Below are 24272 nucleotides of genomic sequence, written 5' to 3' on the forward strand. Positions count from 1 at the left end.
GCAGTAGCGCGTGTTCTGTAACGGGGGTACGGAGTAGGCGGCGGCCGTCGGGGGTCGGCGCAGCAAAGTGCTGTCACCTACCTGGCAGACTCGGTGTATTTGCTCTTCCCGTCGCCCCAGTACGACTCGTAGACGTGGTCGTACACGGCCTCGACGAGCTGGTTGTACAGCGCGTCGCTGTACGTCTCCTGGGGTAGCACCTCGAGCGCACGCCTGATCGTCACCTTCACGGCCGCCCGCGCGCGCTGGCTCTTCCGCCAGTCGATCACGAGCTTCGGCGCGAGCTGCCTCGGCAGCTCTCGCGCGACCTTCTTCACGACCTCATGTTCCCCGGGGGTGAGCCTCAGCGTCGGCGGGAGGAGAAGGTCGTGCAGCGTGAGCTCCTGCTGGCTCAGCGACTCGGCGCTGGTGCGTTGCTCCTCGGGCTCGACCTTGTTCTTCATGAACGCGAGCAGATCCTTGAAGAACTGCGCGGCGTTGCGCGCGCCGTCGTTGTACTCGGCGATCAGCTCCTCGAGCTGCGCGCGCAGGTTCCCCCGCGTGGGGTTCAGGCGGACGAGCGTGTCGACCTTTCGCCGCGCCGACACGGCCGCCGCCTCCGCTGCGCTGGCCTTGTGCCTCGTCGTCGCGAAGTACCGAGCGAGCGCGTCGAAGTCGATCCCGCCGAGGTGGACGCGACCGCCGGACGGCGCCCCCGTGGTCTCGCGGATGGCGTACCCCTTCGCGTCGACCGACTCGTCGAGCAGGTGCTCGACGGCGTCCATGATCTTCGAGATGTCGACCGGCTGCTGGAGGCCCCGGATGCCGCGCGCCAGGTCCGTGAGAACGCCCCAGTCCGGGGCGAGCTCGTCCTTCCGCGCATCGACGCCGAGCGCGCGGTAGAGGCGATCCACGCGACCGGCGAGGTCGAGGTAGCGCTTCTTCACCTCGGCCGGGTTGAGCAGCCTGTCCACGCCGTCGTGCAGGCGCAGGAGGCGCTCGAAGCCCTTCCTGTCCTTCGCCCCGTCGATGTCGACGCCGCGCTCGGCGCAGAAGCGCTTCGCCGCGGCGATCGTGGTGCGGAGCTCCTCGAGCTGCACCTCCTTCGGTTGCACGGGGGTGTCGCCCGCCCCGACGTTGCCGCCCGACCCGGAGCCGTAGATCGCGAGCGCCTTCTGGAGGTTCCGGAAGACGCCGACGTAGTCGACGATGAGCCCGTTCTCCTTCCCCTCGTAGACGCGGTTCGCTCGCGCGATCGTCTGCATGAGGGTGTGGTTCTTCATCGGCTTGTCGAGGTAGACGACCCCGCAGCTCGGGACGTCGAACCCCGTGATCCACATCGCGCAGACGAAGACGATCCGCAGCGCGTCCTTGTCGTCCTTGAACCTCGTGTCGAGGTCCTCCTTGATCATCCGCTGGCGGTGCGGCGCGATGTCGAGGCTCTTCTTCTTGAACGTCTCGACCTCGTTCTGCGACTGCGAGACGACGACGGCCATGTCCGTCCCGTCCATGAACGCGACCGTGTCGATGATCTCCTGCCGGGCCTTCCTTACGTCGCGCGGCGTGACGCCGAGCGACGCCTGGAGCTCCCCCCGCCGCTTCGCCCAGGCCGCCTTCACCTTGTCGTGAATCCGCACGGCGGTGACCTTGTCGATGGCGACGACCATCGCCTTCGTCCCCCGCGGCAGGCCGAGGAAGTGCGTGACGATGTCGCCGGCGATCGTGTCGAGGCGCTCCTCGCGGGTGATCAGGTGGTATTGCCGCGCGAACTCGCGCTCGACCTTCTTCTGCTGCTCCTCGTCGAGATCGGCGTCGTCGAGCAGCTCGGTCAGGTCGTCGGCGAGGTCCTCGTTCGTGAGCTGGAGCTCGGGGATGCGGGCCTCGTAGTAGAGGGGGACTGTCGCGTTGTCCTCGATCGCCTGCCGGAAGTCGTAGACGCTGACGTAATCGCCGAAGACCTCGCGCGTCTTCTCCTCGCCCGCCATGAGCGGCGTGCCGGTGAAGCCGATGAACGCGGCGTTCGGCAGCGCGTTCCGGAGGTTCAGGGCGAAGGTGTCGTATTGCGAGCGGTGCGCCTCGTCGGCGATGACGATGATGTCGCCGCGCTCGGAGAGCTTCGGGTACTTGCCCCCCTTCACGTCGGTGCGGAACTTCTGGATGAGCGTGAAGACGTAGCGGTGATCCTCGGTGAGGAGCTGCTTCAGGTGCTCCGCGGTCTTCGCCTGCACGCCGTGCTCGCGCTCCGCCTTCTTCGACTTGCCGGGCGGCAGGACCGCGCCGACGCCGACGAAGGTCTTGTAGATCTGCGCGTCGAGCTCTTCCCGGTCGGTGAGGATGACGAACGTCCAGTTGCCTTCGACCTTGCGCAGGATCTTCTGCGAGAAGAACACCATGGAGAACGACTTGCCCGACCCCTGGGTGTGCCAGAAGACGCCGAGTCGCTTCCGCGCCTCGATCTCTTCCTTCGACAGGCGCGCTCCCCTCGGGACGATCTGGAGCTTCTCGACCTCGGCGATGGCCTTGTTCACGCCGAGGAACTGGTGGTTCTGGCCGACGATCTTGGCGAGAGACGACTTCTGCTCGGAGAAGAGCGTGAAGTTCTCCACGAGGTCGCAGAGCCGCTCCTTGTCGCAGACGCCGCGCAGGGTCACCTCGAGGCTGACGCGCGGCGGCTCGTCCTCGCGCTCGACGCGCTTCCACTCCTTGAAGTGGTCCCACTCGCCCGTGATCGTGCCGACACGGCTCTCGAAGCCGTTCGAGAGGATGACGATCGCGTTGAACCAGAAGAGCTGGGGGATGGCGCCGAGGTAGTCGCGGAAGTTCTGCCGGTAGGCGTTCTCGACGTTGCTGTGCAGGCCCTTCAGCTCGATGAAGACGAGCGGCAGGCCGTTCACGAAGCCGACGAGATCGGTGCGGCGTTTGTAGGTCTCGCCCTGGATTGTGAGCTGCTGGGCGACGAAGTAGTTGTTGTTCGTTGGCTCGTCCCAGTCGATGACGCGGATGCGCTGGGTGGCCTCTTCCTCATCGTCCGCAGCGGAGACACGGACGTCGACGCCGTCCTTCAGCAGCCGGTAGATCTCGCGGTTCGCCTGCACGAGGCTCATGGCGGACCGGTCGCGCGTGAGCTCCTCGATGGCCTGGTCGATCGCCTCGGGGGGTGCGCCCTGGTTTAGCGTCTCGAGCGCCGGGCGGAGGCGGCGGACGAGGACGACGTCGCCCCGGTTGTCGCGGCCGAGGGTGCCGTGCTCGCCGAGCACCTCCTCCATCACGTTGGCGGTCGCCCAGCCCATCGCAGCGAAGAGGTCGAGGGCCGCCTGCTCGATGTGGCTCTCCAGCGTTGCGTTCACCGAGGCGATTGTGTCACGATTTTTCTAGCTACTTGAGCCCCTTCGGCGGCTCGAGGTACTCGCCCGCCGGCCAGGAGAACGCGGGGGTGGCTCCGCTGGCACCCGGTCGGTGCCCCGGCGGCGGTACCCCGCCGGTCGGCCGGTCGGCCGCGCAGGCCTCCCCCGGGGGTCGCGTCGGCTCGGGGGTCGGTCGTCGGGGATTTGCCCCAGGGATCGCCGGGCCGGATGGAGGCACGTCCATCGCGGAGATGGGTGCCACCCATCTTTTCTTAACCGCACGTCCAGCAGGAGACGGGTGCCACCCATCTTTTCTTGGAGGCACGTCCATCGCGGAGATGGGTGCCACCCATCTTTTCTTGGAGGCACGTCCATCGGGAGATGGGTGCCACCCATCTCCTGGATGGACGAGGCAGATCCCCGGACGGGTTCACGGCGTGTCGCGCCCCCCGCGCGGAGGTGCCGGGACGGCTCCGGGCCTCCCGGCGGGGGTGCTGCAACGGGACCTCGCGGGGTCGCCGACCAGCGCGATGTAGGGGAGGGTCGTCCGGCGGCTGGTCGGGCGCCTGGCGCGGCGGGTCGTCCGGCAACCCGGGTGGGCGCGGCTACTGCTTGTCGCTGAGCCCGCGGGCGCCCCGCTCGCGGGCACGACCCTCGATCAGCCAGCAGCGTGCGAAGACGTAGAGGTAGACCGGCAGGCCGGCGCGGAGCCAGCCGACGAATGAGAGGCCCTGGGGTTTGGCGCGTCGAGCCACGCCGCGACGACGATGGCCGCGCCGGAGGTCAGGACGCCGATGGTGAACGTCAAACTTCGCGGCCCGCAACGCCTCGACGACGAGCCCGCGCCCGAGCGACCGGTCGACGAAGCAGGTGAACGGCTCATGCAGCTTCACGCGTCTCGCACCGGATCGCGTCCTCGATCTCCTCGACGTCAACGCCGTAGTCGTTCGCGAGGAGCAGCACGGATTCGCCGGCGCGGTAGCGCTCGGTGACGATGCGGGCCTCGATCCCGGTGCCGGTGATCACTGGCTGGCCGAAGCCGCGCCGCGGATCGACCACGATCGTCTTCGGCTGGCTGCCGCTCCCCGTGCTGCGGACCCAGGGGTAGAGCCGCACGGCGAGGTCCCCGTCCCAGTCGATGCGCGCGAGGCTCGCGTCCAGGACCTTCCGGAGCACGGCTTGGCCCTCGGCGGAGACGTTCAGGAGCCGGTCGGCCTCCTGGACGAACAGGTTGGCCCCGTCCGTCCGGAACCTCGCGTGGATGAGCGGCCGTGCGTACCCGAGCTTGTTCCCGACGTACCCCAGGGCCCTGCGGACGCGCACCATGGAGACGCCGTGGACCCGCCGCATCGAGGCGAGCACGAAGGCCTCGATCAGGTTCGAGAACGAGAGGGAGAGGGGGGCGCGCCCGGCCGGCTTGAAGAGGGCCTTGTACTGGCCGTCGCCCAAGGCCCAGAGGCGGAGGGTGGACGGGGATACACGGACGATCCGCGCGACGCGAGAAACCGGGTACGCCGGGAGTTGCTCCGGGGCACGGCCGTCGTAGAGGCCCACCTTCGGCGCCATGGGGACCCTAGTCTATCACACGGACGCAAGATTGCGGCTGATGCGCGGCTCGGGTGCGATCAGTGCGAGCGGACGATCACGCGTCGGGGGCTTCAAGGCGGCTCACGTCGATCTCGCCAGAGATGAGGCGGGGTAGCAGGAAGTCGCGCGTAGCGCGCAGCACCTCGTTCTGTGCGATGAGGTCATGCATCAACTCGTCGTTCGCATGGGCGAATTGTGTGAACTTTTGCTGATATTCTAGCGGAGGCACGGCGACCAACACATCCCGGAGAATGGACGTGTTCAGGTTGGGCATCGTCGCGCCCACCGCTCGGCTTGCGATGAGAGCAACGACCTCGGTCTTGCCCAGGTACTGATGCAAATAGCGCGACTGCAGTGGACCCTGGCGAAGTGAGATCCTGAGGCAGCCGGTTCCGCACAGCCAGCCGGCTTGGCGCCTGCGGATGAAAGCCCGGCGACCGATATCACCGCGTCGGCCGTATACGATGTCGCCTTCCAAGAGCTTATGTTGGGCAAGCTTCTGTACAAGATTATCCGGAATCCGAGCGATCTCCGCCGTATCGATACGGCCGTCGATCAGGTTCTTCGGCATGACGACCGGCGTGCCTTCAGGCGTGTAGTCCGACTCGTGAAGTTGGCTTCCGAACGGTCCCGTTCGGATTGTCCCTCCGGACGAATCGGCGATTTCTCCGAGTTTCATCTGCTCGGTACACCGGGCAACTTCAGCTTCGACCTGCGCAAACACCAGGTCGGTCTGCTTCTGGAGTAACCGGTTCCGCTTCGTGTTGTTCTCGATGAGTTCGTCATAAGCGGAGAGGATGTCGGTGATGCGGCGCTGCACCGAGAGCGGTGGTCGGAGCCATGTAAAACTCCCGATCCGCGACGGCGCCGTGTGGAGGATTTTCGCACCGCTTGCAGTTGCGACGAGATGTGCATTGAACTGTGGAGAGAGGAACAGGTAGTATAGATACTCAAGGTCGAGCTCGTTGGGCTTGGTGATCACGACCTTCCCGAGTCGCTGATTGTGCAAATACAGCCGACCATCATCGGGAATGCGACCAGGAATGCCAAGGATCTCGCCCCCAGCCGTCTGGCACGTCATCACGAGAAGTACGTCACCTGGCGCGAGCCGGAAGCGCTCGGGATACTCTCCAGCGTAGCGCTGAATCTTGGTGCTCTCGAACCGAAACCCTCCGTCGTATTTGAAGTTGCCGATGTTCACGACAATCGGAATTGACTCATCCTCCGACTCCATCATGCCGCTGAATGCGTAGCCATGCATGATCGAGCACCCGTCACCGAGTCGATACTGGCCACGCATCACGCCTCCAGCAGCGCCGCGACGTTCTCGGCGATCTTCGCCTCGAACTCCCGCGCCTCGCCATTCAGCCGCTCGAGTTCCTCGTTCAGCTCTTCGAGGCGCTCCTTGAAGTCGAAGTCCTCGGCAGCACGGTCGGCGACGCCGACGTAGCGCCCCGGATTCAGGCTGAACCCCTGCGCCTCGATCTCCCCGAGCGTCGCCACCTTGCACAGCCCCGGCACGTCGACGTACTTCCCCTTCCGGAAGCTCTCCTTCACGAGCTTGCTGCTCCCGTGCAGGTTCTCCGGCTTCTCGCCCCGGTAGAGCCGCACGATGTTGGCGAGGTACTCGATCTGCTCGGCCGTGAACTCCCGATGCGCCCTGTCGACCTGCCGGTAGACATGCCGCGCGTCGATGAAGAGCACCTTGTCCTTGCGCGGCCCCTTCGCCTTGCCCCTGTCGAGGAACCAGAGCGTGACGGGCAGGGTGACGGTGTAGAAGAAGTTCGAGCTCAGCGTGACCATCACGTCGACCGCGCCCGTCTGGATCAGCTTCCGCCGGAGCTCGAGCTCGCTGCCCCGCGCGTCGCTGGCGCTGTTCGCCATCACGAACCCGGCGCGGCCCGCGGCGCTGAGCGCGCTGTAGAAGAGCTGGATCCAGAGGTAGTTCGCGCTGTCGACCGAGGGCATCCCGAACGGGAACCGCTTCCTGTCGTCCTTGATCCGCTCCCTGTCAACGGCGTTCTGGTTGAATGGCGGGTTCGCCATCACATAGTCGAACTTGCCGACCTGCTCGTGGATGTCCTCGTAGTAGGTGTTCGCCATGCGGATGTCGCCGGAGAGGCCGTGTACGGCGAGGTTCATCTTCGCGAGCCGCAGCGTCTGCTCGAGCTTCTCGACCCCGTAGACGGCGATCTCGTCCGAAGGCCGCTTCTGGTGCTCGGCGATGAAGTTGGCGCTCTGCACGAACATGCCGCCGGAGCCGCAGCACGGGTCGTAGATCCTGCCGTGGTACGGCTCGATGACCTCGACGATCAGGCGCACGACCGAGTACGGCGTGAAGTACTCGCCGCCCTTCTGCAGCGTGCGCGGGGCGAAGTTGCCGAGGAAGTACTCGTAGATGCGGCCGAAGACGTCGCCCTCCACATTCTCCGGGATGGTGCCGAAGATCTTGAGCAGCTCCTTGAGCGTCTTCGCGTCGAAGCGGCCGTACGTCTTCGGCAGGACCTCCTTGAGGTCCTCGTTCTCCGCCTCGATCGCCTTCATCGCGTCGTTGAGCGCCTTGCCGATGTCGGCCCCCTCGGGGAGCTGGAGCAGGCGGCCGAAGCGGGCCTTCTCCGGGACGAAGAGGACCCCCTCGGCATGGTAGTCGTCCTTGCCGACGCCGCCCCGGCGCCGGGACGAGGCGAGCTTCTTCTCGGCCTCGGCGAAGCGGTGATCGGCGTACTTCAGGAAGATCAGCGCGAGGACCGGCGTCGCGTACTCGGACGGCTGGAGGGCAGAGTTTGTCCAGAGCTGGTCGGCGGCAGCCCAGAGGCGCTTCTCGAAGTCGGCGGGAAGGGGCATCGGACCGTCCTTGTACCCGAGGACGAGGGTCCGGTGTCTCGCCCAGAATCGGCCCGCGCTCGCACAACGGCCGCGGTTGCTCGAGCGGCAAGCCTCCCGACGAGGTGAGGTATCGAGCGGCCGGGCATGTACTTGCATGCAAGTATGTAAAATTACTGCGAATACTGGCACATGGCGCCCGATCCGCAATGTCGGCAGGTGCGCGATGGCTGCTCGCCGGAGCGCCGATCGAGCGTGCGCCAGGTCCCGAGCGGGCTTCAGGACGACGCTCCCCTCCCCCTGCGCCGCTCCTGCTCCCCGCGCCGCCCCCGCAGGGCCGGTGGGCAAGGCCCCCGTGCCGCCCGATTCGCGCCCCGGACGAGCACGGCGCGTGCTAGAGCCGGCTTGCACCCCGGCGCTCGCCTTCCGTCGCGAGCGGGCTCCGGCGCCGCAGCGGACACCGGCGCCGCACAGGGATGACAACTTGGGGCCGGCGCACTTGATGAAAACGACTTACAATTTCATTATCATCAGCAACGGATCATGACCTCCAGCGCATCGCCCCCTCTCCCGCTCGACCCGAGCTCCTCCACGCCGAAACCGACGGACGCGTCCGCGCGGCCCCGCGAGGCGCACGACGCTGCCGCCGCGGGCCCGCTCGCGGCGGTGCGCGCCGGGGAGCAGGCGATCGTCGTCGACGTCGGCCTCGACGCGGATCTCGCCGGATGGCTCGGCGCGATGGGGCTCGGCCCCGGGCAGACGCTGACGGTGATCCGGCGCGCGGCGTTCGGCGGCCCGCTGCACGTGCGCACCGGCTCGGGGGGCGAGCTCGCGATCAACGCGTCGCTCGCGCGCTCGATCCTCGTCGCGGCCCTGCCCACGGCGGGGCAGAGCACATGACCGCCGCGGCCCCCGAGGCGCGCGCGGCCCGCCCCGCGGCGGCGGTCGAGCGGCCGATCGTCGCGCTGCTCGGGCGCCCGAACTCGGGCAAGTCGTCGCTGTTCAACCGGCTGACAGGCGGCAACGCGCGCGTCGGCAACTTCCCCGGCATCACGGTCGACATCCTCACCGCCGACGTCCGCCTCCCGGACGGGACGGTCGCGACCATCGCGGATCTCCCCGGGCTCTACTCGATCGGCTCCGTCGTCGACCCGGCGACGGACGAGGGCGTCGCGCGCCGCTTCCTCGAGCGCGCCAGCGAGGGCGGGCGGGCGCGCGTCGTCGTCCAGGTGATCGACGCCACGCAGCTCGCGCTGGGCCTGCGGCTCACGCGCGAGCTCGTGCAGCAGGGGATCGCGCCGATCGTCGTCGCCACCCAGCGCGACGTGCTCGAGGGCGAAGGGCGCGGGATCGACCTCGGCGCCCTGGAGCGCGCCGTCGGCCTGACCGTGCTGCTCGTCAGCGCGAGGGACGCGGGCGCGCGCGGCGTCGTGCTCGACGCGATCGCCGCGCGGCTCGGCGCAGACGCGGCGCGGCCCGGCGCAGGCGCCGCGCGGTCCGGCGCGGGCGCCGGGGACGGCGCAGGCGCGGGCGCCGGGAACGGCGCAGGCGCGAGCGCCGGGAACGGCGCAGCCGCCGGGGACGGCGCAGCCGCCGCGGCGTGGGACCCGGACGAGGTGGCGCGCGCCGCGTACGTCGAGGCGCCGCGCCGCGACGCCGCCGCGGAGCGACGCAGGACGTTCACCGCCCGCGCGGACGCCGTGCTGCTCCACCCGGCGATCGGCCCTGTCGTGTTCCTCGGGCTCATGGCGCTGCTCTTCTCCGCCGTGTTCCTCGTGGCCACCCCGGCATCGGAGGCGCTCGACGCGGCGCTCGGCCAGCTCGGCAGCGTCGTCTCCGACGCCCTCGGCGGCGGGCTCGCCGCCTCCTTCGTCGTCGACGGCCTGATCGGCGGCGCGGGGACGGTGCTCGCCTTCATGCCGCAGATCGTGATCCTCACGGTCGCCATGGAGCTGCTCGAGGCGAGCGGATACCTCGCGCGCGGCGCCTTCCTCGTCGACAGGCTCCTCCAGCTCATGGGGCTGAGCGGCCGGGCGTTCCTCCCTCTCCTGATGGGGCACGCGTGCGCGGTGCCCGCCGTGCACGCGACGCGCATCCTCCGCGATCCGCGCGAGCGGCTGACGGCGATCCTCGTGGTGCCGCTCATGGCGTGCTCCGCGCGCATCCCGACGTACGCGCTGCTCTTGACGACCTTCTTCGCCGCCGAGGGCGCGTTCGTGCAGGCGCTGCTCTTCGTCGCGCTCTACGTCGCCGGCATCTTCTCCGGCCTCGTCGCCTCGCTCGTGCTCCGGCGCACGGCGACCCGCGGGCGCTCGCTCCCCATGGTGCTCGAGATGCCGGCGTACCGCAGCCCCGAGCCGCGCCTCGTGGCCCGCCAGGCCGCCCAGACGGCGTGGCGGTTCACGCGCGAGGTCGGGACCGTGATCCTCGCCGTCTCGGCCGTGCTGTGGGTGCTGCTGAAGGTGCCCATGCCGGGCGCCGCAGCGCAGGAGCCGCCCGCCGCCGCGGCGACGGAGCAGCCGGCCGTTGCGGCGACGGAGCCGGCGGCCGCCGCGGCGACGGAGCCGGCGGCGACGGAGCAGCCGGCCGCCGCGTCCGAGCTCGCGTCGAGCATCGCCGGCGGCGTGGGGCGCGCGCTCGAGCCGCTGACGGCGCCGCTCGGCTTCGACTGGCGCATCAACGTCGGCCTCATCGGCTCGTTCGGCGCGCGCGAGGTCATGGTCGGGACGATGGGCGTCATCTTCGGGATCGAGGACGCCGACGACGAGCCCGCGCCGCTCGCCGAGCAGATCCGCGAGGCGCGGCGCCCGGACGGGGAGCGCGCGTACACGACGCGCACCGGGCTCGCGCTGCTCGCGTTCTTCGTCCTGGCCTGCCAGTGCATGAGCACCGTGGCGGCGATCCGCCGCGAGACGAAGACGTGGCGCTGGCCGGCGTTCGTCATCGCGTACACGTACGTCGCGGCGTACGTCGCGGCGCTCGTCGTCTACCAGGGCAGCGGTCTGCTCGGGATCCCGTGAGGCGGCGCGCGCCGCGGGCGTGACGCGCGCGCGGCGGACGTGAGGCGGCGCGCGCTGCGGACGTGAGGCGGCGCGCGCGGCGGACGTGAGGCGGCGCGCGCTGCGGACGTGAGGCGGCGCGCGCGCGGCGGGGCCTGGCCGGCGAGGCGTTCCGCGGGTACACAGGCCACTCATGACCTCGAGCCTCCTTGCCTTCTGCGGCGCCGCGCTGGTGCTGGCCATGATCCCGGGGCCGAGCACCGCCGTCATCGTGCGCCAGGCCCTGCGCGGCGGGCGCCGCGCCGCGCTCGCGACCGTCGCCGCGAACGAGGTGGGCCTCCTCTTCTGGGCGCTCGTCGCGGCGCTCGGGGCCACGGCGCTCGTCAAGGCCTCCGAGGTCGCCTACGACGCGCTCCGCCTCGCGGGCGCGGCCGTCCTCATCGTGCTCGGCGTCCAGTCCATCCTGGGGCGCCGCCGGGCCGGCAACGGCGACGCGGGGCCGGGGGCCCGGGAGCCCGCTGCCGGCGGGTGGAGCGCCTTCCGCATCGGCCTCGTCACCATCCTGGCGAACCCCAAGGCGGCCGTGTTCGCCGCCTCCTTCCTGCCGCAGTTCGTGCCGACCGGCGCGCCGACGCTTCCAGCGCTGCTCCTCCTCTCGCTGGTGTGGGTCGCCGTGGACACCGCCTGGTACCTGGCGCTCGTCCTGCTCCTCGGCCGGCTCCAGACGGCCATGGCCGGCGATCGCGTGCGCCGGACGCTCGAGGCGGTCTCCGGCGTCGTCCTCGTGGCCCTCGGCGTGCGGATGGTCCTGGAGCGCCCCTGAGCCGCGTCCCCCCGCCTTCCCGCTCGAACTCAGACGGGCGGCAGCCCGCAGCCTCCCGGGAGAATTGAAATCCACGCCGGGCCGGCGAGCATGAACAGGCTGGCATCGTGGGATGTCATCGCATGACGCGACCACGTTGACGCTTCAGGCGGCGGGGCGCCCGTGCAACGATGGCTCGCACCGAGGCGGGGCGATGGCGTGGACAGGTGAGATCGAGGCGCCCAGCAGCCGCGAGGACGAGGCCGCCTGCGCGGCCTCGTCCTCCCCGTGCGCGCGCCGCGAGGCCAAGGCGACGCCCTGCGGCACGATCGCGCGCGCTGGGCCGGAGGAGCGCGAGGCGACCGAGCGCACGCAGGCCGAGCAGGCGCTCCGCGCGAGCGAGGAGCGCTTCCGGCTCACGTTCGAGAACGCGCCCATCGGCATGGCCATCGTCGCGCTCGACGGAGCGTTCATCCGCGTCAACCACGTCTTCTGCGAGATCGTGGGCTACGCGGCCGACGCGCTCTCGAGGCTCCGCTTCCAGGACATCACCCACCCCGACGACGTGGACGCCGACGTGGGGCTCGTCGAGCGGCTCCGCCGCGGCGAGATCCCGCGGTATCAGCTCGCCAAGCGGTACATCCACAAGGACGGCACGACCATCCCCGTCGTCCTGCACGTGTCCGTGGTGCGCGACGAGCGCGGCGAGCCCATTCACTACATCTCCCAGGTGGAGGACGTGACGGCCCGCAAGCGGGCGGACGAGGAACGGGAGCGCCTGCTCGCGCAGCTCGACACCGAGCGGAGGACGCTGCGAACGATCTTCGACAGCGCGCCCGTCCCGCTCCTGCTCGTCGATCGGAGCGGCGCAGAGCGCATCATCGCGAACCCGCACGCGCGCGATTGCATCGGGGGCGCGGTGGATCGGGGTCAATACGTCGGCCGCGTGCGCCGCGCGGACGGCGCCCCTGTCCCGCTCGACGAGCTGCCTTCGAGCCGGTCGATGCGCGGCGAGACGATCCCCGGCGAGGAGCTCGCGATCGTCCGGGCAGACGGCTCGTACCGGACCTTCCTCGTCGCCGCCGCGCCGCTCCGGGACGGCGCGGGGAAGATCACGGGGGCCGTCGTCGCGGGCGAGGACATAAGCCCGTTGAAGGAGCTCGAGCGGATGCGCGAGGAGTGGACGAGCGTCATCGCCCATGACCTGCGCCAGCCGATCAGCACCATCGTCTTCAAGGCCTCCCTGCTCGCGAGGCATCCGCAGTGCAGCGACGTCGCGCGGCACATCCTGGCCAGCGCGACGCAGCTCAATCGGATGATCACCGATCTGCTCGACGTCTCCCGCCTCGAGTCGCGCCGGCTGGAGCTCCTGCGCGCGGAGGTCGATCTGCCGGCGCTCATCCGCGCGACGGTGGAGCGGACCGCGGACGCGACGGCGGGGCACCGGGTCGACGTCGAGGTGCGGAGCGCCGTCCCGCCGCTCCTGGCCGATCCCGGGCGCCTGGAGCAGGTGCTCACGAACCTGCTGTCCAACGCGGCCAAGTACGGCGCGCCCGGGGCGCCGATCCGGGTCGCGCTGGAGCGGCGGGGCGGCGAGGTGCTCGTGGCGGTCGAGAACGAGGGCGAGGGCATCGCGCCGGAGGACCTGCCGCGGCTCTTCACGCGCTATTACCGGGCACGGGAGGCGAAGGCGGGAGGCGCCGCCGGGCTGGGGCTCGGGCTGTACATCGCAGGAGGGCTCGTCGCGGCCCACGGGGGGCGGATCTGGGCCGAGAGCGCGGCCGGCAAGACGACGTTCCGGTTCGCGCTGCCGCTGCCCTAGCGCGGCCGGCGCGGCTCACATCTCCTCGAGCTCCTTGCCCTTCGTCTCGGGGATGAAGGCGACGACGAACGCCAGCGAGGCCGCGGCGGCGGCGGCGTAGAGCCCGCAGGCGACGCCAAGGCCGGCCACCTTGAGCGCGGGGAAGGTCGCGCTCACGAGGAAGTTCGCCAGCCACTGCGCGGCGGCCGCTATCGAGAGGGCGAGGGCGCGGATGCGGTTCTCGAACATCTCCCCGAGCAGCACCCACGTCACCGGGCCCCAGGACGCCCCGAAGCAGAAGACATAGAGGTTGGCCGCGAGCAGCGCGACGTGCCCGGCAGCGCCCGTCAGGACGGGGTTGCCCGCGGCGTCCTCGCCCGCGGCGCCGAACACGGCCGCCATGGTGCCGAGCGTCAGCGCCATCCCGATGGAGCCCGCGATGAGCAGCGGCCTGCGCCCGACGCGGTCGACGGTCGCGATGGCGACGAAGGTGGTGGCGATGTTGGTGACGCCGGTGATGACCGTGACGGCGAGGGCGCTTCGCTCGGAGAACCCGACCGCCTGCCAGAGGACGCTCGAGTAGTAGAAGATGACGTTGATGCCCACGAGCTGCTGGAATGCCGAGAGGCCAATGCCAATCCAGACGATGCGGAGCAACCCAGCGCGCCCCCGCAGGTCGGCGAGCCTGGGCCGTCGCTCGGACGAGAGCGTCTTCTGGATGGTGAGGAGCTTCGCCTCGGCGGCCGGGCCGACGAGGCCGCGGAGCACGGCGAGCGCCTCGGTCGCGCGCCCCCTCGCGACGAGGTGGCGCGGGGACTCGGGGATCAGCAGCGCGCCGAGCCCATAGAGCAGCGCCGGCGGGATGGCGCTCCAGAACATCCATCGCCAGGCGCTGGCCCCGAGCCAGAAAGGATTCGCCGCCGAGCCAGCGGCCGTCGCGATGGCGTAATCGCCGAGCAGGGCGACGAAGATCCCGACGACGATCGCGAGCTGCTGGAGCGATCCGAGGCGGCCGCGCAGGTGAGCCGGCGCGATCTCCGCGATGTACGCCGGGGCGACGACGCTCGCCGCGCCGATGGCCACGCCGCCGAGCACCCGCCACGCGCTGAAGTCCCAGGGCGAGACCGCCGCGCCCGAGCCCGCCGCGCTGACGACGAAGAGCAGGGAGGTCACCATCATGGTCCGCGTCCGCCCGTGGCGGTCGGCCAGCCTGCCCGCGAACACGGCGCCGGCGGCCGCGCCGAGCAGCGCCGAGGACACGGACAGGCCGACCGTGGCCGCGTGCGCTGCGAACTTCCTCTCCAGCGCGCCGACGGCGCCGTTGATCACGGCGGTGTCGAAGCCGAAGAGGAAGCCGCCCAGCGCGGCGACGGACGCGATAAGGGCGATCCGCACGGTCGAGACCTGCTGCTCAGCGTGTCCGTACCCCTGCTGCGCCGTGGGATCTCGCATGAGCCCGGTGAACCACGAAGCGTGCCGCCGTGCTTCCTCAGGCCGCCCGGGCCTCGTCGGATCCAGCGACGCGGTCGTGTGGTGAGCTGACCGGCGCGGTGGACGGGAGGCGCCCTGGAGTCACCGCCGGGCTCGCCGGCGCGGTCCAATTCGAGGGACGCTTTGCCTGGAGTCTCGCCGAAGAGCGCCTCCCCGCGTGGAAGCGCGACGCCTCCCTCGGGATCTGCGGCGTGGCCTTCAGGACGGGCGAACAGCTGGGATAGACGCTCGATGGAGCTCGGGCGACGCGACATTCCTTCGAGTCGATACAAGCCGAGCAACGCACAGCGCTCCTGTGCTTGTGGGCGCCGGGAGCGCGCGAGGATTCCTGCGGCGCAATGGAGCTCCGTCCGCGCCGCAAACACAGAAATGCCCCAACGTCCAGCGGAAAAATATTTCAATGCCCGACCCGCCTCCGTACTTTCAATGATTTCGCTTCCATAGCGCCGACCTACCGCGGGCGCGCTTGTCACACAGCTTTCGAGCTGATAGCGCTCCAGATCGGGTCGCATGACGGGGCCGGTGCGGGTTGCCCGGTCGCAGACCCCTATTTGCTTGGAGGAGGTGGCGACCATGGCGAACGCGATGTTCACATCGAGCGTGTCCTACAGCCCGAGCGGGGGCGGCTCACTCACGCAGGGATTCCGTGTGGCTTTTGCGTATTCGGCCTCTTGTTCGGGGACGATCGATGTCGCGGCCGGGGCGAACACCGCTATCGATATCGCGTTCGGGGCCGTGAACGACGTCCTCGGCTTCGTCCTCCAGAACAACACCGCCGCCGATATCGAGCTCCAGGTCGACGGCAACTCTGTCTACAGCCTCGCCGCGGGGGGCGTCCTCATGCACTGGTCGCCGGACAAATCGGCGAAGTCCCTCGCCAGCGTGACGGCCACGCCCGCCAGCCCGGCGGAGGGGGGGACGATCGAATACATCGTCCTTGGCAACTGACCGTTTGCGCGAACGAGGGTGACCATGCCTGCACGTCTGCATCCGGGTGTCTACGTTGAAGAGGTTCCCAGCGGGGCGCGCGCGATCGAGGCCGCCGGGACGTCCACCGCCATCTTCGTCGGAGAGACCGAGCGCGGGCCGCTCGCGCCCACGAAGATCAAGGGGGTGGCCGACTACGAGCGCGTGTTCGGCGGCTTCAAGCGCCACGCCGGCGTGGCGCCAGCGGCCAAATCGCTGATCATGCGGTACGCGATCGACGCCTTCTTCCGCAACGGCGGGACGTCGGCGTACGTCTTGCGTGCGATCGAGAACCCGACCGCATCTCCGGCGAAGATCGGATCGCGCGCCGGCCTCGACGTCGAGGCGTCGTCCCCCGGCAAGTGGTCGGACAACCTCGCGGTCGTCCTCGGCGAATCCACCGACGGCGACCCGAATCGGTTCCGGCTCTTCGTGGTCTACACCTTCCCCGGCACGTCGGCCGGGGTCGTCGTGGAGCGCTGGGACAGGCTCTCCGCCGAGACGGCCGACGAGAACTACGCGAAGGACGTGCTCCTGCGCAGCTCCTACATCCGGTGGAAGGACATCCCGGTCGTGAAGCCCGCCGGCCCGGCCGACATCGCGGGCACGAGCCCGCCCGACAAGGAAATCGTCACGGCCGCCGCCGGCCGCCTGATGACCGGCGGCACCCACGGCGAGACGGACTTCCCGAATACCAACCTCGAGGGGCTCCTGTCCGCGCTCGACGGCATCTCGGACGCGGGCCTCCTGGTCGTGCCCGCGCAGATCGGAGAGGCGGACAACGACGTGCAGGTCCGCACGCAGGCCGCCCTGAACTACGCCGAAGGCCGCCCCCGACTGGACCTCTTCTGCGTGGCGGACATGCCTCGATTGGCGAACAGGTCGACAACGGACGCGACGAGCGAGGCGGCCAAGTACATCCGCAACCCCACGCCGCCACCCACGCCGTTCACGACGACGAACTTCGGCGCCTTGTATTTCCCGTGGCTCGAGATCAGCGACCCGGCGGGCGTCGGGCGCGACCCGACGATCTTCGTCGGACCGAGCAGCTTCGTCGCCGGCATCTACGCCCGCACCGATCAGCGCCGCGGCGTATGGAAGGCGCCCGCGGGCCTGGAGGCCACGGTGCTGAACGCCCGGCGCCTCGACTACAACCTCCTCGACGCCCACCAGGACGACCTCAACCCGCTCGGCATCAACGCGCTCCGCTCGCAGCCCGGCGGCGGGAACGTCGTTTGGGGCGCGCGCACGATGCAGCCCTCCTCCGAGTGGCGGTACGTGCCTGTCCGGCGGACGGCCATCTTCCTCCGGACGAGCATCTACAACGGCATCCAGTGGGCCGTGTTCGAGCCGAACGACGAGCCGCTCTGGGCGCAGCTCCGGCTCACCATCGGCGGCTTCATGGAGCAGCTGTTCCGCCAGGGCGCGTTCGCGGGCCGCACGACCCGCGAGGCGTTCTTCGTCAAGTGCGACGCAGAGACCACGCCGGAGGCCGATCAGATCGCCGGGATCGTCAACGTGGCCGTCGGGTTCGCGCCGCTCCGGCCGGCCGAGTTCGTCGTCGTTCGACTCAGCCAGATCGTCAATCAGAAGGCGTAGCGAGGGCAAGCAGCCATGGCACTCTTCTCTGTGAACAGCCACCGGAGCGACCCTTACAAGAACTTCAAGTTCCGCGTGCTCATCGACGGGCGCCCGGTCGCGGGGCTCTCCAAGATGAGCGCCCTCAAGAAGACGACCGAGGCCGTCGAGTGGCGCGAGGCCGGCGATCCCTCGATCGTCCGGAAGATGCCGGGACGCACGAAGTTCGAGCCCATCACCATGGAGGCCGGCCTCACCCACGACACGACGTTCGAGGAGTGGGCCAACCTCGTGAACAACCTCGACGGGCCCGCGGCGATGTCGCTCGCCAAGTACCGCAAGGACATCGCGATCGAGGTGCTCAACCTCCAGAGCACGCCCGTGCTGCGGTTCAAGGTGCGGCGCGCGTGGGTCAGCGAGTACCAGGCCATGCCCGAGATGGACGCGAACGCCAACGCGGTCGCGATCACCATGATCAAGATCGAGCACGAGGGCTTCCAGCGCGACACCACGCTGACGGAGCCCGCAGAGACCTGAGCCGGCGCGCCGGCCCCACGGAGCACAGAGATGGCCACCGAGCGGATCGATAACCCGTTCACGCAGCGGCGGGCGCAGGCCGCCTCGCCCCCGCGCGAGGCCGCGCCCGCGCGGGAGGTCGCGCCGCCGCGCGCGGCGGCCGGCGGCGCATCCGGGCGCGACCTCGAGCGGGCGCTCCCGCGCGCCGAGCTCCGTCTCCGCGCCATGAGCGGCTACGAGGAAGAGGTCGTCGAGAGCCGCCGGCGCGACGCCAACACCGCGGCGCTGTGCAACGAGATCGTCGCCCGCTGCTCCGTGGCGCCGGGGGCCGACTTCGACGCCGCGTACCAGCGGGTCCGGGCGATGTCGACGGTCGATCGCGACGCCGCGCTCGTCCGGATTCGGATCCTCTCGCTGGGGGAAGTCGTCAACCTCGACGTCGCGTGCCCAGCGTGCGGCCACCGGAACGAGGTCGATTTCAAGCTGAGCGCGCTCCCGCTGCCGGAAGGGCCCGTGCCGGCCGAGGTCGAGATCGGGCTGCCGGACACGGCCCTGCCGCCGGAGCCCGCGCCGCGCACGGCCCTCGCGCGCACCCCGAACGCAGGGGATCAGGAAGACCTCCTGTCCGCCGGGCTCTCGTCGGAGTCGGCGCGGCGGACGTTCCTCCTCTCGCGCGTGCTCCTCCGGTACGCGGGCGCGGAGGGGCCCTTCGACGCCGGCTTCGTGCGCGCGCTGCCCATCGCGGCGCGCGCCGCGATCGAGCGAGCCATCGAGTCCGCGATCCCGGATCTCGATCTCAGCATGGCAGTCCAGTGCGCCGCGTGCAGCGCCGAGTTCTCGAGCCCCTTCGACGTGACGGCTTTTTTTTTGCCGAGATGAGCGGGCGAGGGCGACGGATGCTGCACGACGTCCACCGGCTCGCGTCGCGCTATCACTGGAGCGAGGACCAGATCCTGCGCCTGCCGCTCCCGAGGCGCGCCGCCTACCTCGCCATCATCGAGGCCGAGGAGGACCGGCGCCTGTTCGAGCCCCTCGAGGAAGGGTGACGCGCCATGGCGGCCTTGTCGCGGATCGTCCAGGGACCGTTGCTCCGCGCCGGAGACGCCGCGGCCGGCGGTGAGGCGGCGCCGCGGGTCGCGTCGGGCGCCGCGCGCGCGATCGAGCCCGAGCGCCTTCGGACGGAGCCCGCGCTGGACACCGGCGCCGAGCCGGGCACGGAGCTCCTCCAGAGCGCGGCGCCGCACCCGTCGCACGACCGCGGGCCCTCGCGCGCGCCGTCCCCCGCGGGCGCCGCGCCGCCAGCGCCCCCGCCGGCCGCGGCGGAGCCGCCCGCGGCGGAGCCGCCCGCGGCCGGCCGCGCGCCCGGGCCCGCGCGCGCCGCGCCGGAGCCCCTGCCCGCCGCCCGCCCCGGGCCCGCCGCGGCGCCGCCGCGCGAGCACGCGCCGCCCGCGCCGAGGCCGCAGGTCGCCCCCAGCCCGGCCCGCGCCGCCGCGCCCGAGCCCGTAGCGCCGCCGCGCCGGGCCGCGGAGGGCCAGCGCATGTCCGCCCTCGTTGCCCCGCTCGTCGTCAGGGAGCGGGTGGTCGAGCGCCGCACAGAGCGCGTCGTGGACCGTGTCGTCGAGCAGCGCGTGATCGTCGCCGCGCCCGGCCCGCGCGACCTCCCGCTTCCGGCGCCCAGGGTCGTCATCGCGGAGACCCCGCGCTGGGCCGCACCGCCGCTCGCGCCGCCCAGAGCGCCTGCGCCGAGCGCGCCCGCGGCGGCCGCGAGCGGCGGATTCGACAGGACATCGAGGCCGGTCCTCGCCCCACCCCCGCCCTCGCTCGTCTCTCCACCTCAGCAGGCGGGAGCCTCTCCCGGAGACAGGCCTCCCGGCCTCCGGCCGACGATGCCGCTGCCGGCCGCAGCGGCGGCGCCCGGCAAGCCGCCCGCGAAGGCAGCCTCGAGAGACGCCGCGCCGCCGCCGAAGCCCCCGCTCGAAAGACAAGCTCCGGCCCCGGCACCTGCCCCGAAGCCCGAGCCGCCTCGCTCGCGCACCGCGCCGCCGCTGCTCGCCGCGGCCGCGAGCGTGCGCGCCGCGCCGGCGCCCGTCCCGCGCCGCGATCCCGCGCCCCCGCGCCCCGCGGCGCCGAGCATCTCCATCTCGGTCGGTCGCGTCGAGATCCACGGGAGGAGCGCCCCTGCGCCGCGGCCGGCCGTCGTGCACGCCCCGCGCGCTCACCAGATCGAGCCGGGCCTCCCGCTCGGCCCCTTCGGCGGGAGGTGGTGAGTGGCCACATTTACCAATCTCTACGACGCGACCGAGGTCATCAAGCACGTCCTCGAGACGCGGATCGTCCCGGCGCCGAGCACCGTGATCGTGGGGCCGCCGCCCGACGGCGCCGTCACGACGGAAGAGCTCCGGGTGTCGCTCCTCTGGATCAACGAGCAGGCGACCCACAGGAACGACGGCTATGCAAAGAACCCCGACGGCACGGCCTCGCCGCCGCCCGCGACGCTGTCGCTCTTCGTGCTGATCACGGGCTACGGCGCGGACCTCGCCCAGAACGCGGTCGGCGCGCACCGCCTCATCGGCGACGTGCTGCGCGTGTTCCACGCGGCGCCGATCGTCGAGCTGCCGATCCCGGCGCTCCCGAGCAACAGCGGCAGAGGCAAGATGTCGCTCGCGCTCGTGCCCATCACGCCGGACATCATGGAGAAGCTGTTCTCGCCTCTCCAGATAAAACACCGGCCGTTTCTGCTCTACGAGGTCGGCCCGGTCCAGCTCGTCAGCAAGCTCGCCGCGACGCCGGTGTCGCCCGTGGTCGCGCCGGGAGGCATCATCCTGACGGGCCCCTCCACGGCCACGCCGCCCATCGTCGAGCGCCTCGTGCCTCGCACCCTGGCCGAAGGGGGATACCTGCGCGTCGACGGCGCGTTCGCGTCCCCGATCGACACCCTCTGGATCGGCGCCAGGAAGTTCGCCGCCGGGAGCTTCGATGTCCTGGACGCCGGCCGCGCGGTCGGCCTCACGCTGCCCACGGCCGGACCCAACGCGATAGCTCCGGGCGCCCACCGCGTCTCGGTGATGAGCGGCAAGCTCGGGTCCGAGCCGTCCGAGCTCCGCGTCGTGCCCGCGGGCACCTGGTCGATCAACGGGCCCAAGGTCCTCTCGGTGCCGAGAGGCACGGCGCTCACGCTGGAGGGGCAGGGGCTCGCCGCCGCGACCCTCGTGTACGTCTGGCCGGAGGGCGGCATCCACGCCCCGGACGACGTGCACAAGGTCAGCCCGACCGTCACGCCCGTGTCCGTGGAGTTCGTCGTCCCGAGCGTCGTCCCGGGCCAGTACCGGATCGCCGTCGAGCTCACGCTGGGCCCCTCCGTGCCCCTGCAGTTCACGCCGTTCGTCAACGTGGAGATCACCGCTTGACGAGCGCCGCGCCTCCCCCGCTGTCCGCGCTCGCGCTCGCCCGCGAGCTCGCGCTCCTCGGCGCGGAGGCCGCGGTCGTCGGGCGCGAGGCCTCGCCGCTCGACGCGACCGCGGGGTTCGCGCACGCGCCCGAGCGGTTCCGCGACATCGGCGCCCGCATGCGAGCGTGCCTGTCGCAGCAGGACCCCATGACGGCCCGCCTGCGCGGCCGGCTCGGGCTCTCCGAGGCGGGCACGTGGCTCGTCGTCCTCGCCGCCGCCGTCGAGGCCTACCCGGAGTGCGCCGCCGCGGCGAGCATCCTCGCGGAGGACGAGCGCGTGCTGCTCGTCACGCCCGCCGCGTTCGCCAAGCTCCTCGTGTCGGCGCAGGGCGTGCCGTTCGAGCGCGCGCTCGCCGAGGCGATCGCGGGCGGACCGGCCGAGCGCATGGGCCTCGTGGAGCGCCTCGACACGGCGGCCCAGAAGCCGCTCTCGCAGGTGCCCCTGCGCCTCGCGCCCGCCGAGGCGCGGCGCCACCTGCTCGGCGAGGTGCCGGAGGTCGAGCCCACGCAGCTCGCGGTCACCCGCGAGCCGCCTTCCCGCGTGCTCGGCCTCCCGGAGGCGCTCGTGCAGAACGCCCGCGCGATCCTCGATGAGTCCGGCGTCCTGTGCGTGCGCGCGGCCGCGTCGCGGACGTCGCGCCAGCTCGGCATCGACCTCGCGTCCGTGGCCGGCGAGCCCGCGCTGCTCGTCGCGGGCGCCGACGATCCGCCCGACGCGATCGAGGTCGCGCGCCTGCGCGGCGGCCTCCCGGTGCTCGACATCCACGTGGCCTGCCAGGCGCGCGCCTTCCCGGAGCCGTGGGTCCGGGCGATCGCCGGGCACCTCGCGGCGGCGGTGCTGCTCGTGCCGCACAACGCGCACACCGGCGCGTGGCCCACGGTCGATGTGCCGGACCTCGATCTCGACGCCCGCCGCCGTGTGTTCGAGGCCGAGCTCGGCGGCGGGCCCGTGGCGGCGGCGCTCGCGAACAGGTTCCGCGCGAGTCTCGACGAGGTGCGCGCGGCCGCCCGCGCCGCAGGCACGAAGAAGCGCCTCGCGGGCAGCGATCCCGCCGCGCTCGACGCCGACGGCGTGGCCGCGGAGCTCCTCGCGCAGGGCGCGCGCAAGATGGGCCGGCTCGTCACGCACATCCCCTCGCGGGCGGCGTTCGACGATCTCGTCGTGTCCGCGCCGCTCCGCGAGGCGCTGCTCGACATCGTGAGCTTTCACCGCGCGTCGCCCCGCGTGCGCGCGGAGATGGGCCTCGCGAGCGGCTCGCCGCTCGGCCGCGGCCTCTCGTGCCTGTTCTCGGGGAGCCCGGGCACGGGCAAGACCTTCGCCGCGCAGTGCGTCGCGAGCGCGCTCGGCCTCAACCTCTACCGGATCGATCTCAGCCAGGTCGTCTCCAAGTACATCGGCGAGACCGAGAAGGCGCTGTCGCGCGTGTTCGACGAGGCCGAGGCCGGGCACGGGATCCTCCTGTTCGACGAGGCCGACGCGCTCTTCGGCAAGCGCAGCGAGGTCAAGGACGCGCACGATCGCTACGCGAACGTGGAGGTCGCCTACCTGCTCCAGCGCATGGAGTCGTTCGAGGGCATCAGCATCCTGACGACGAACCTGCGCAGCAACATCGACACCGCGTTCCTGCGGCGCCTGCGGTTCGTCCTGGAGTTCCCCATGCCCGACGCGTCGATGCGCGCCTCGCTCTGGCGGCGCTCGCTGCCGTCCCCCGAGCGGTGGGCCGAGGGCCTCGACCTCTCGCCATTCGTCGATCGCTTCGCGCTCGCGGGCGGGAGCATCTGCAACATCGGCGTCTCGGCCGCGCACCTCGCGGCGGCCGACGCCGACGGCGTGCTGCGCGTCGAGCACCTCGTCCGCGCCACGTACCGCGAGCTGGAGAAGGTCGGCCTCGCGCGCTCGAAGGACGACTTCGGCCCGCTCGCCGTCCACCTCCCTGGCGGCAACCAGAGCGCGAGCGGCCGGACGGCCACGTGGACGAGGGGGCGCGCATGACCGGGATCGCCGTCCGCATCGACAGCATCTCGGTGCTCAGCCTGCCCGAGGAGGCCGACGAGAGGGCCGTCCAGAAGACGGTGCAGGACGCCTTGCGCAGGCTCGCCGAGCGCCTCGCCAGATCGCCCCTCGCGCGCTCGGGCGTGAAGGAGCTCGCCCTGGAGAAGCTCTCGCTGGAGGCCATCTCCGCCGACGAGCTGCTCAGCGAGCGCGGCGCCGAGCGCCTGGCAGACGAGCTGTATTCAGCGATCCTGAGGAGGTCCTTGTGAGCGATCCTGTCAATTACCTGCGCGGGGCGTTCATCGCGTACGAGCCGGGCGGCTACCCGAACGGCGAAAAGCGCGTGATCCCCTTCCGCTTCAACCCCGAGATCCTGACGCGGGCCTTCCAGGTCGAGCAGGGCAAGAGCGGCTCGGGGACCGAGGGCGCCAAGAAGGGCTCGGGCAAGGGCGAGCAGGGCGCCGACGCGGCGAGCGGCAACGTCAAGCAGACGCTCACCGTGCAGGTGCGGTTCGACTTCGACGATCGCCTCCAGAGCGCGGAGAACCTCCCCCCGGAGCTCGGGGTGTTGCCAGAGGTGAGCGCGCTCGAGGGCCTGCTCTACCCCGCGGAGAGCCCGCAGGACAAAAGCTCCGACGGGAAGGAGCCGGTCAAGGCGCGCAAGCAGCGCCCCACGGTCCTCTTCGTCTGGGGCAAGAAGCGCGTCTTGCCCGTCCGGATCACCGGGATGAATGTCAACGAGACCCGCCACAACCGCGAGCTCAACCCGATCCGCGCCGAGGTCGACGTGCAGCTCGAGGTGCTGAACGACGCCGACGCCAAGGACAACAAGGCCGTGCAGGACGCGCTCGCCTTCACCGCGTCGAAGCGCGCCGAGATGGCCAAGCAGTTCCTCGACACCACCGCGGCGCAGGGGACCAACATCCTGCCGCTCTGAGAGGGGCCC

General features: G+C 71.1%; 20 protein-coding genes. 14 read left to right on the forward strand and 6 right to left on the reverse strand.

Annotated features, from left to right (window positions below):
* Positions 1-77: 77 nt before the first annotated feature.
* The 5 genes from WMF24_RS42030 to WMF24_RS42050 all read right to left on the reverse strand — a co-directional run bounded on the left by WMF24_RS42030 (position 78) and on the right by WMF24_RS42050 (position 7754).
* Entirely contained in the window at positions 78-3326 is a 3249-nt protein-coding gene (locus tag WMF24_RS42030) for a type I restriction endonuclease subunit R (protein ID WP_437733092.1), read from the reverse strand.
* Positions 3327-3928: 602 nt separating this feature from the next.
* Positions 3929-4216 carry a hypothetical protein gene (locus tag WMF24_RS42035; RefSeq protein WP_437733093.1) on the reverse strand — a complete coding sequence of 96 codons (288 nt, stop codon included), beginning with the start codon at positions 4214-4216 and terminating at the stop codon, positions 3929-3931.
* A complete protein-coding gene (locus WMF24_RS42040) occupies positions 4203-4889 on the reverse strand; it encodes a DUF433 domain-containing protein (RefSeq protein WP_437733094.1) in 687 nt (228 codons plus the stop codon). The genes WMF24_RS42035 and WMF24_RS42040 overlap by 14 nt, the downstream gene beginning before the upstream one ends.
* A 76-nt stretch (positions 4890-4965) precedes the next feature.
* Positions 4966-6171, reverse strand: a complete 1206-nt coding sequence (locus WMF24_RS42045; protein WP_437733095.1) for a restriction endonuclease subunit S — start codon at positions 6169-6171, stop codon at positions 4966-4968.
* 38 nt (positions 6172-6209) lie between these two features.
* On the reverse strand, positions 6210-7754 hold the full coding sequence (locus WMF24_RS42050) for a type I restriction-modification system subunit M (RefSeq protein ID WP_437733096.1): 1545 nt from the start codon (positions 7752-7754) through the stop codon (positions 6210-6212).
* A 522-nt stretch (positions 7755-8276) separates the two neighbouring features.
* Here WMF24_RS42050 and WMF24_RS42055 point away from each other — a divergent pair.
* The 4 genes from WMF24_RS42055 (at position 8277) to WMF24_RS42070 (ending at position 13356) form a co-directional block, all read left to right on the forward strand.
* Positions 8277-8633, forward strand: coding sequence for a FeoA family protein (locus WMF24_RS42055; RefSeq protein ID WP_437733097.1), 357 nt, complete (start codon positions 8277-8279; stop codon positions 8631-8633).
* Positions 8630-10753, forward strand: a complete 2124-nt coding sequence (gene feoB / locus WMF24_RS42060; RefSeq protein WP_437733098.1) for a ferrous iron transporter B — start codon at positions 8630-8632, stop codon at positions 10751-10753. Before WMF24_RS42055 ends, feoB begins: the two co-directional genes overlap by 4 nt.
* Before the next feature lie 172 nt (positions 10754-10925).
* Positions 10926-11555, forward strand: coding sequence for a LysE family translocator (locus WMF24_RS42065; RefSeq protein WP_437733099.1), 630 nt, complete (start codon positions 10926-10928; stop codon positions 11553-11555).
* Positions 11556-11748: 193 nt separating this feature from the next.
* Complete coding sequence (locus WMF24_RS42070; protein ID WP_437733100.1) at positions 11749-13356, forward strand: PAS domain S-box protein; 1608 nt, start codon at positions 11749-11751, stop codon at positions 13354-13356.
* 15 nt (positions 13357-13371) lie between these two features.
* Here WMF24_RS42070 and WMF24_RS42075 read toward each other — a convergent pair whose 3' ends face one another.
* Entirely contained in the window at positions 13372-14787 is a 1416-nt protein-coding gene (locus tag WMF24_RS42075) for a sugar porter family MFS transporter (RefSeq protein ID WP_437733101.1), read from the reverse strand.
* 612 nt (positions 14788-15399) lie between these two features.
* Between WMF24_RS42075 and WMF24_RS42080 the strand changes: the two genes are divergently transcribed.
* Genes WMF24_RS42080 through WMF24_RS42125 form a run of 10 tightly spaced genes read left to right on the forward strand, consistent with a single transcriptional unit; the run spans position 15400 to position 24263 of the window.
* Complete coding sequence (locus WMF24_RS42080; protein WP_437733102.1) at positions 15400-15774, forward strand: hypothetical protein; 375 nt, start codon at positions 15400-15402, stop codon at positions 15772-15774.
* Positions 15775-15798: 24 nt separating this feature from the next.
* Positions 15799-17391: a phage tail sheath family protein gene (locus WMF24_RS42085; protein ID WP_437733103.1), complete on the forward strand. Its 1593-nt coding sequence runs from the start codon at positions 15799-15801 to the stop codon at positions 17389-17391.
* Positions 17392-17406: 15 nt separating this feature from the next.
* Positions 17407-17907, forward strand: a complete 501-nt coding sequence (locus WMF24_RS42090) for a phage tail protein (protein WP_437733104.1) — start codon at positions 17407-17409, stop codon at positions 17905-17907.
* 30 nt (positions 17908-17937) lie between these two features.
* Positions 17938-18765: a hypothetical protein gene (locus WMF24_RS42095; protein ID WP_437733105.1), complete on the forward strand. Its 828-nt coding sequence runs from the start codon at positions 17938-17940 to the stop codon at positions 18763-18765.
* 17 nt (positions 18766-18782) lie between these two features.
* Entirely contained in the window at positions 18783-18932 is a 150-nt protein-coding gene (locus WMF24_RS42100; protein ID WP_437733106.1) for a hypothetical protein, read from the forward strand.
* Positions 18933-18938: 6 nt separating this feature from the next.
* A complete protein-coding gene (locus WMF24_RS42105) occupies positions 18939-20153 on the forward strand; it encodes a hypothetical protein (protein WP_437733107.1) in 1215 nt (404 codons plus the stop codon).
* Complete coding sequence (locus WMF24_RS42110) at positions 20154-21293, forward strand: Pvc16 family protein (RefSeq protein WP_437733108.1); 1140 nt, start codon at positions 20154-20156, stop codon at positions 21291-21293. It abuts the gene before it with no gap.
* Positions 21290-23326 carry an ATP-binding protein gene (locus tag WMF24_RS42115; RefSeq protein ID WP_437733109.1) on the forward strand — a complete coding sequence of 679 codons (2037 nt, stop codon included), beginning with the start codon at positions 21290-21292 and terminating at the stop codon, positions 23324-23326. The genes WMF24_RS42110 and WMF24_RS42115 overlap by 4 nt, the downstream gene beginning before the upstream one ends.
* Positions 23323-23595: a hypothetical protein gene (locus tag WMF24_RS42120; protein WP_437733110.1), complete on the forward strand. Its 273-nt coding sequence runs from the start codon at positions 23323-23325 to the stop codon at positions 23593-23595. The genes WMF24_RS42115 and WMF24_RS42120 overlap by 4 nt, the downstream gene beginning before the upstream one ends.
* A complete protein-coding gene (locus WMF24_RS42125) occupies positions 23592-24263 on the forward strand; it encodes a CIS tube protein (RefSeq protein WP_437733111.1) in 672 nt (223 codons plus the stop codon). The genes WMF24_RS42120 and WMF24_RS42125 overlap by 4 nt, the downstream gene beginning before the upstream one ends.
* Positions 24264-24272 lie beyond the last annotated feature (9 nt).

Origin of the sequence: Sorangium sp. So ce1335 (assembly GCF_051521615.1) — a bacterium.
Classification (GTDB): domain Bacteria; phylum Myxococcota_A; class Polyangia; order Polyangiales; family Polyangiaceae; genus Sorangium.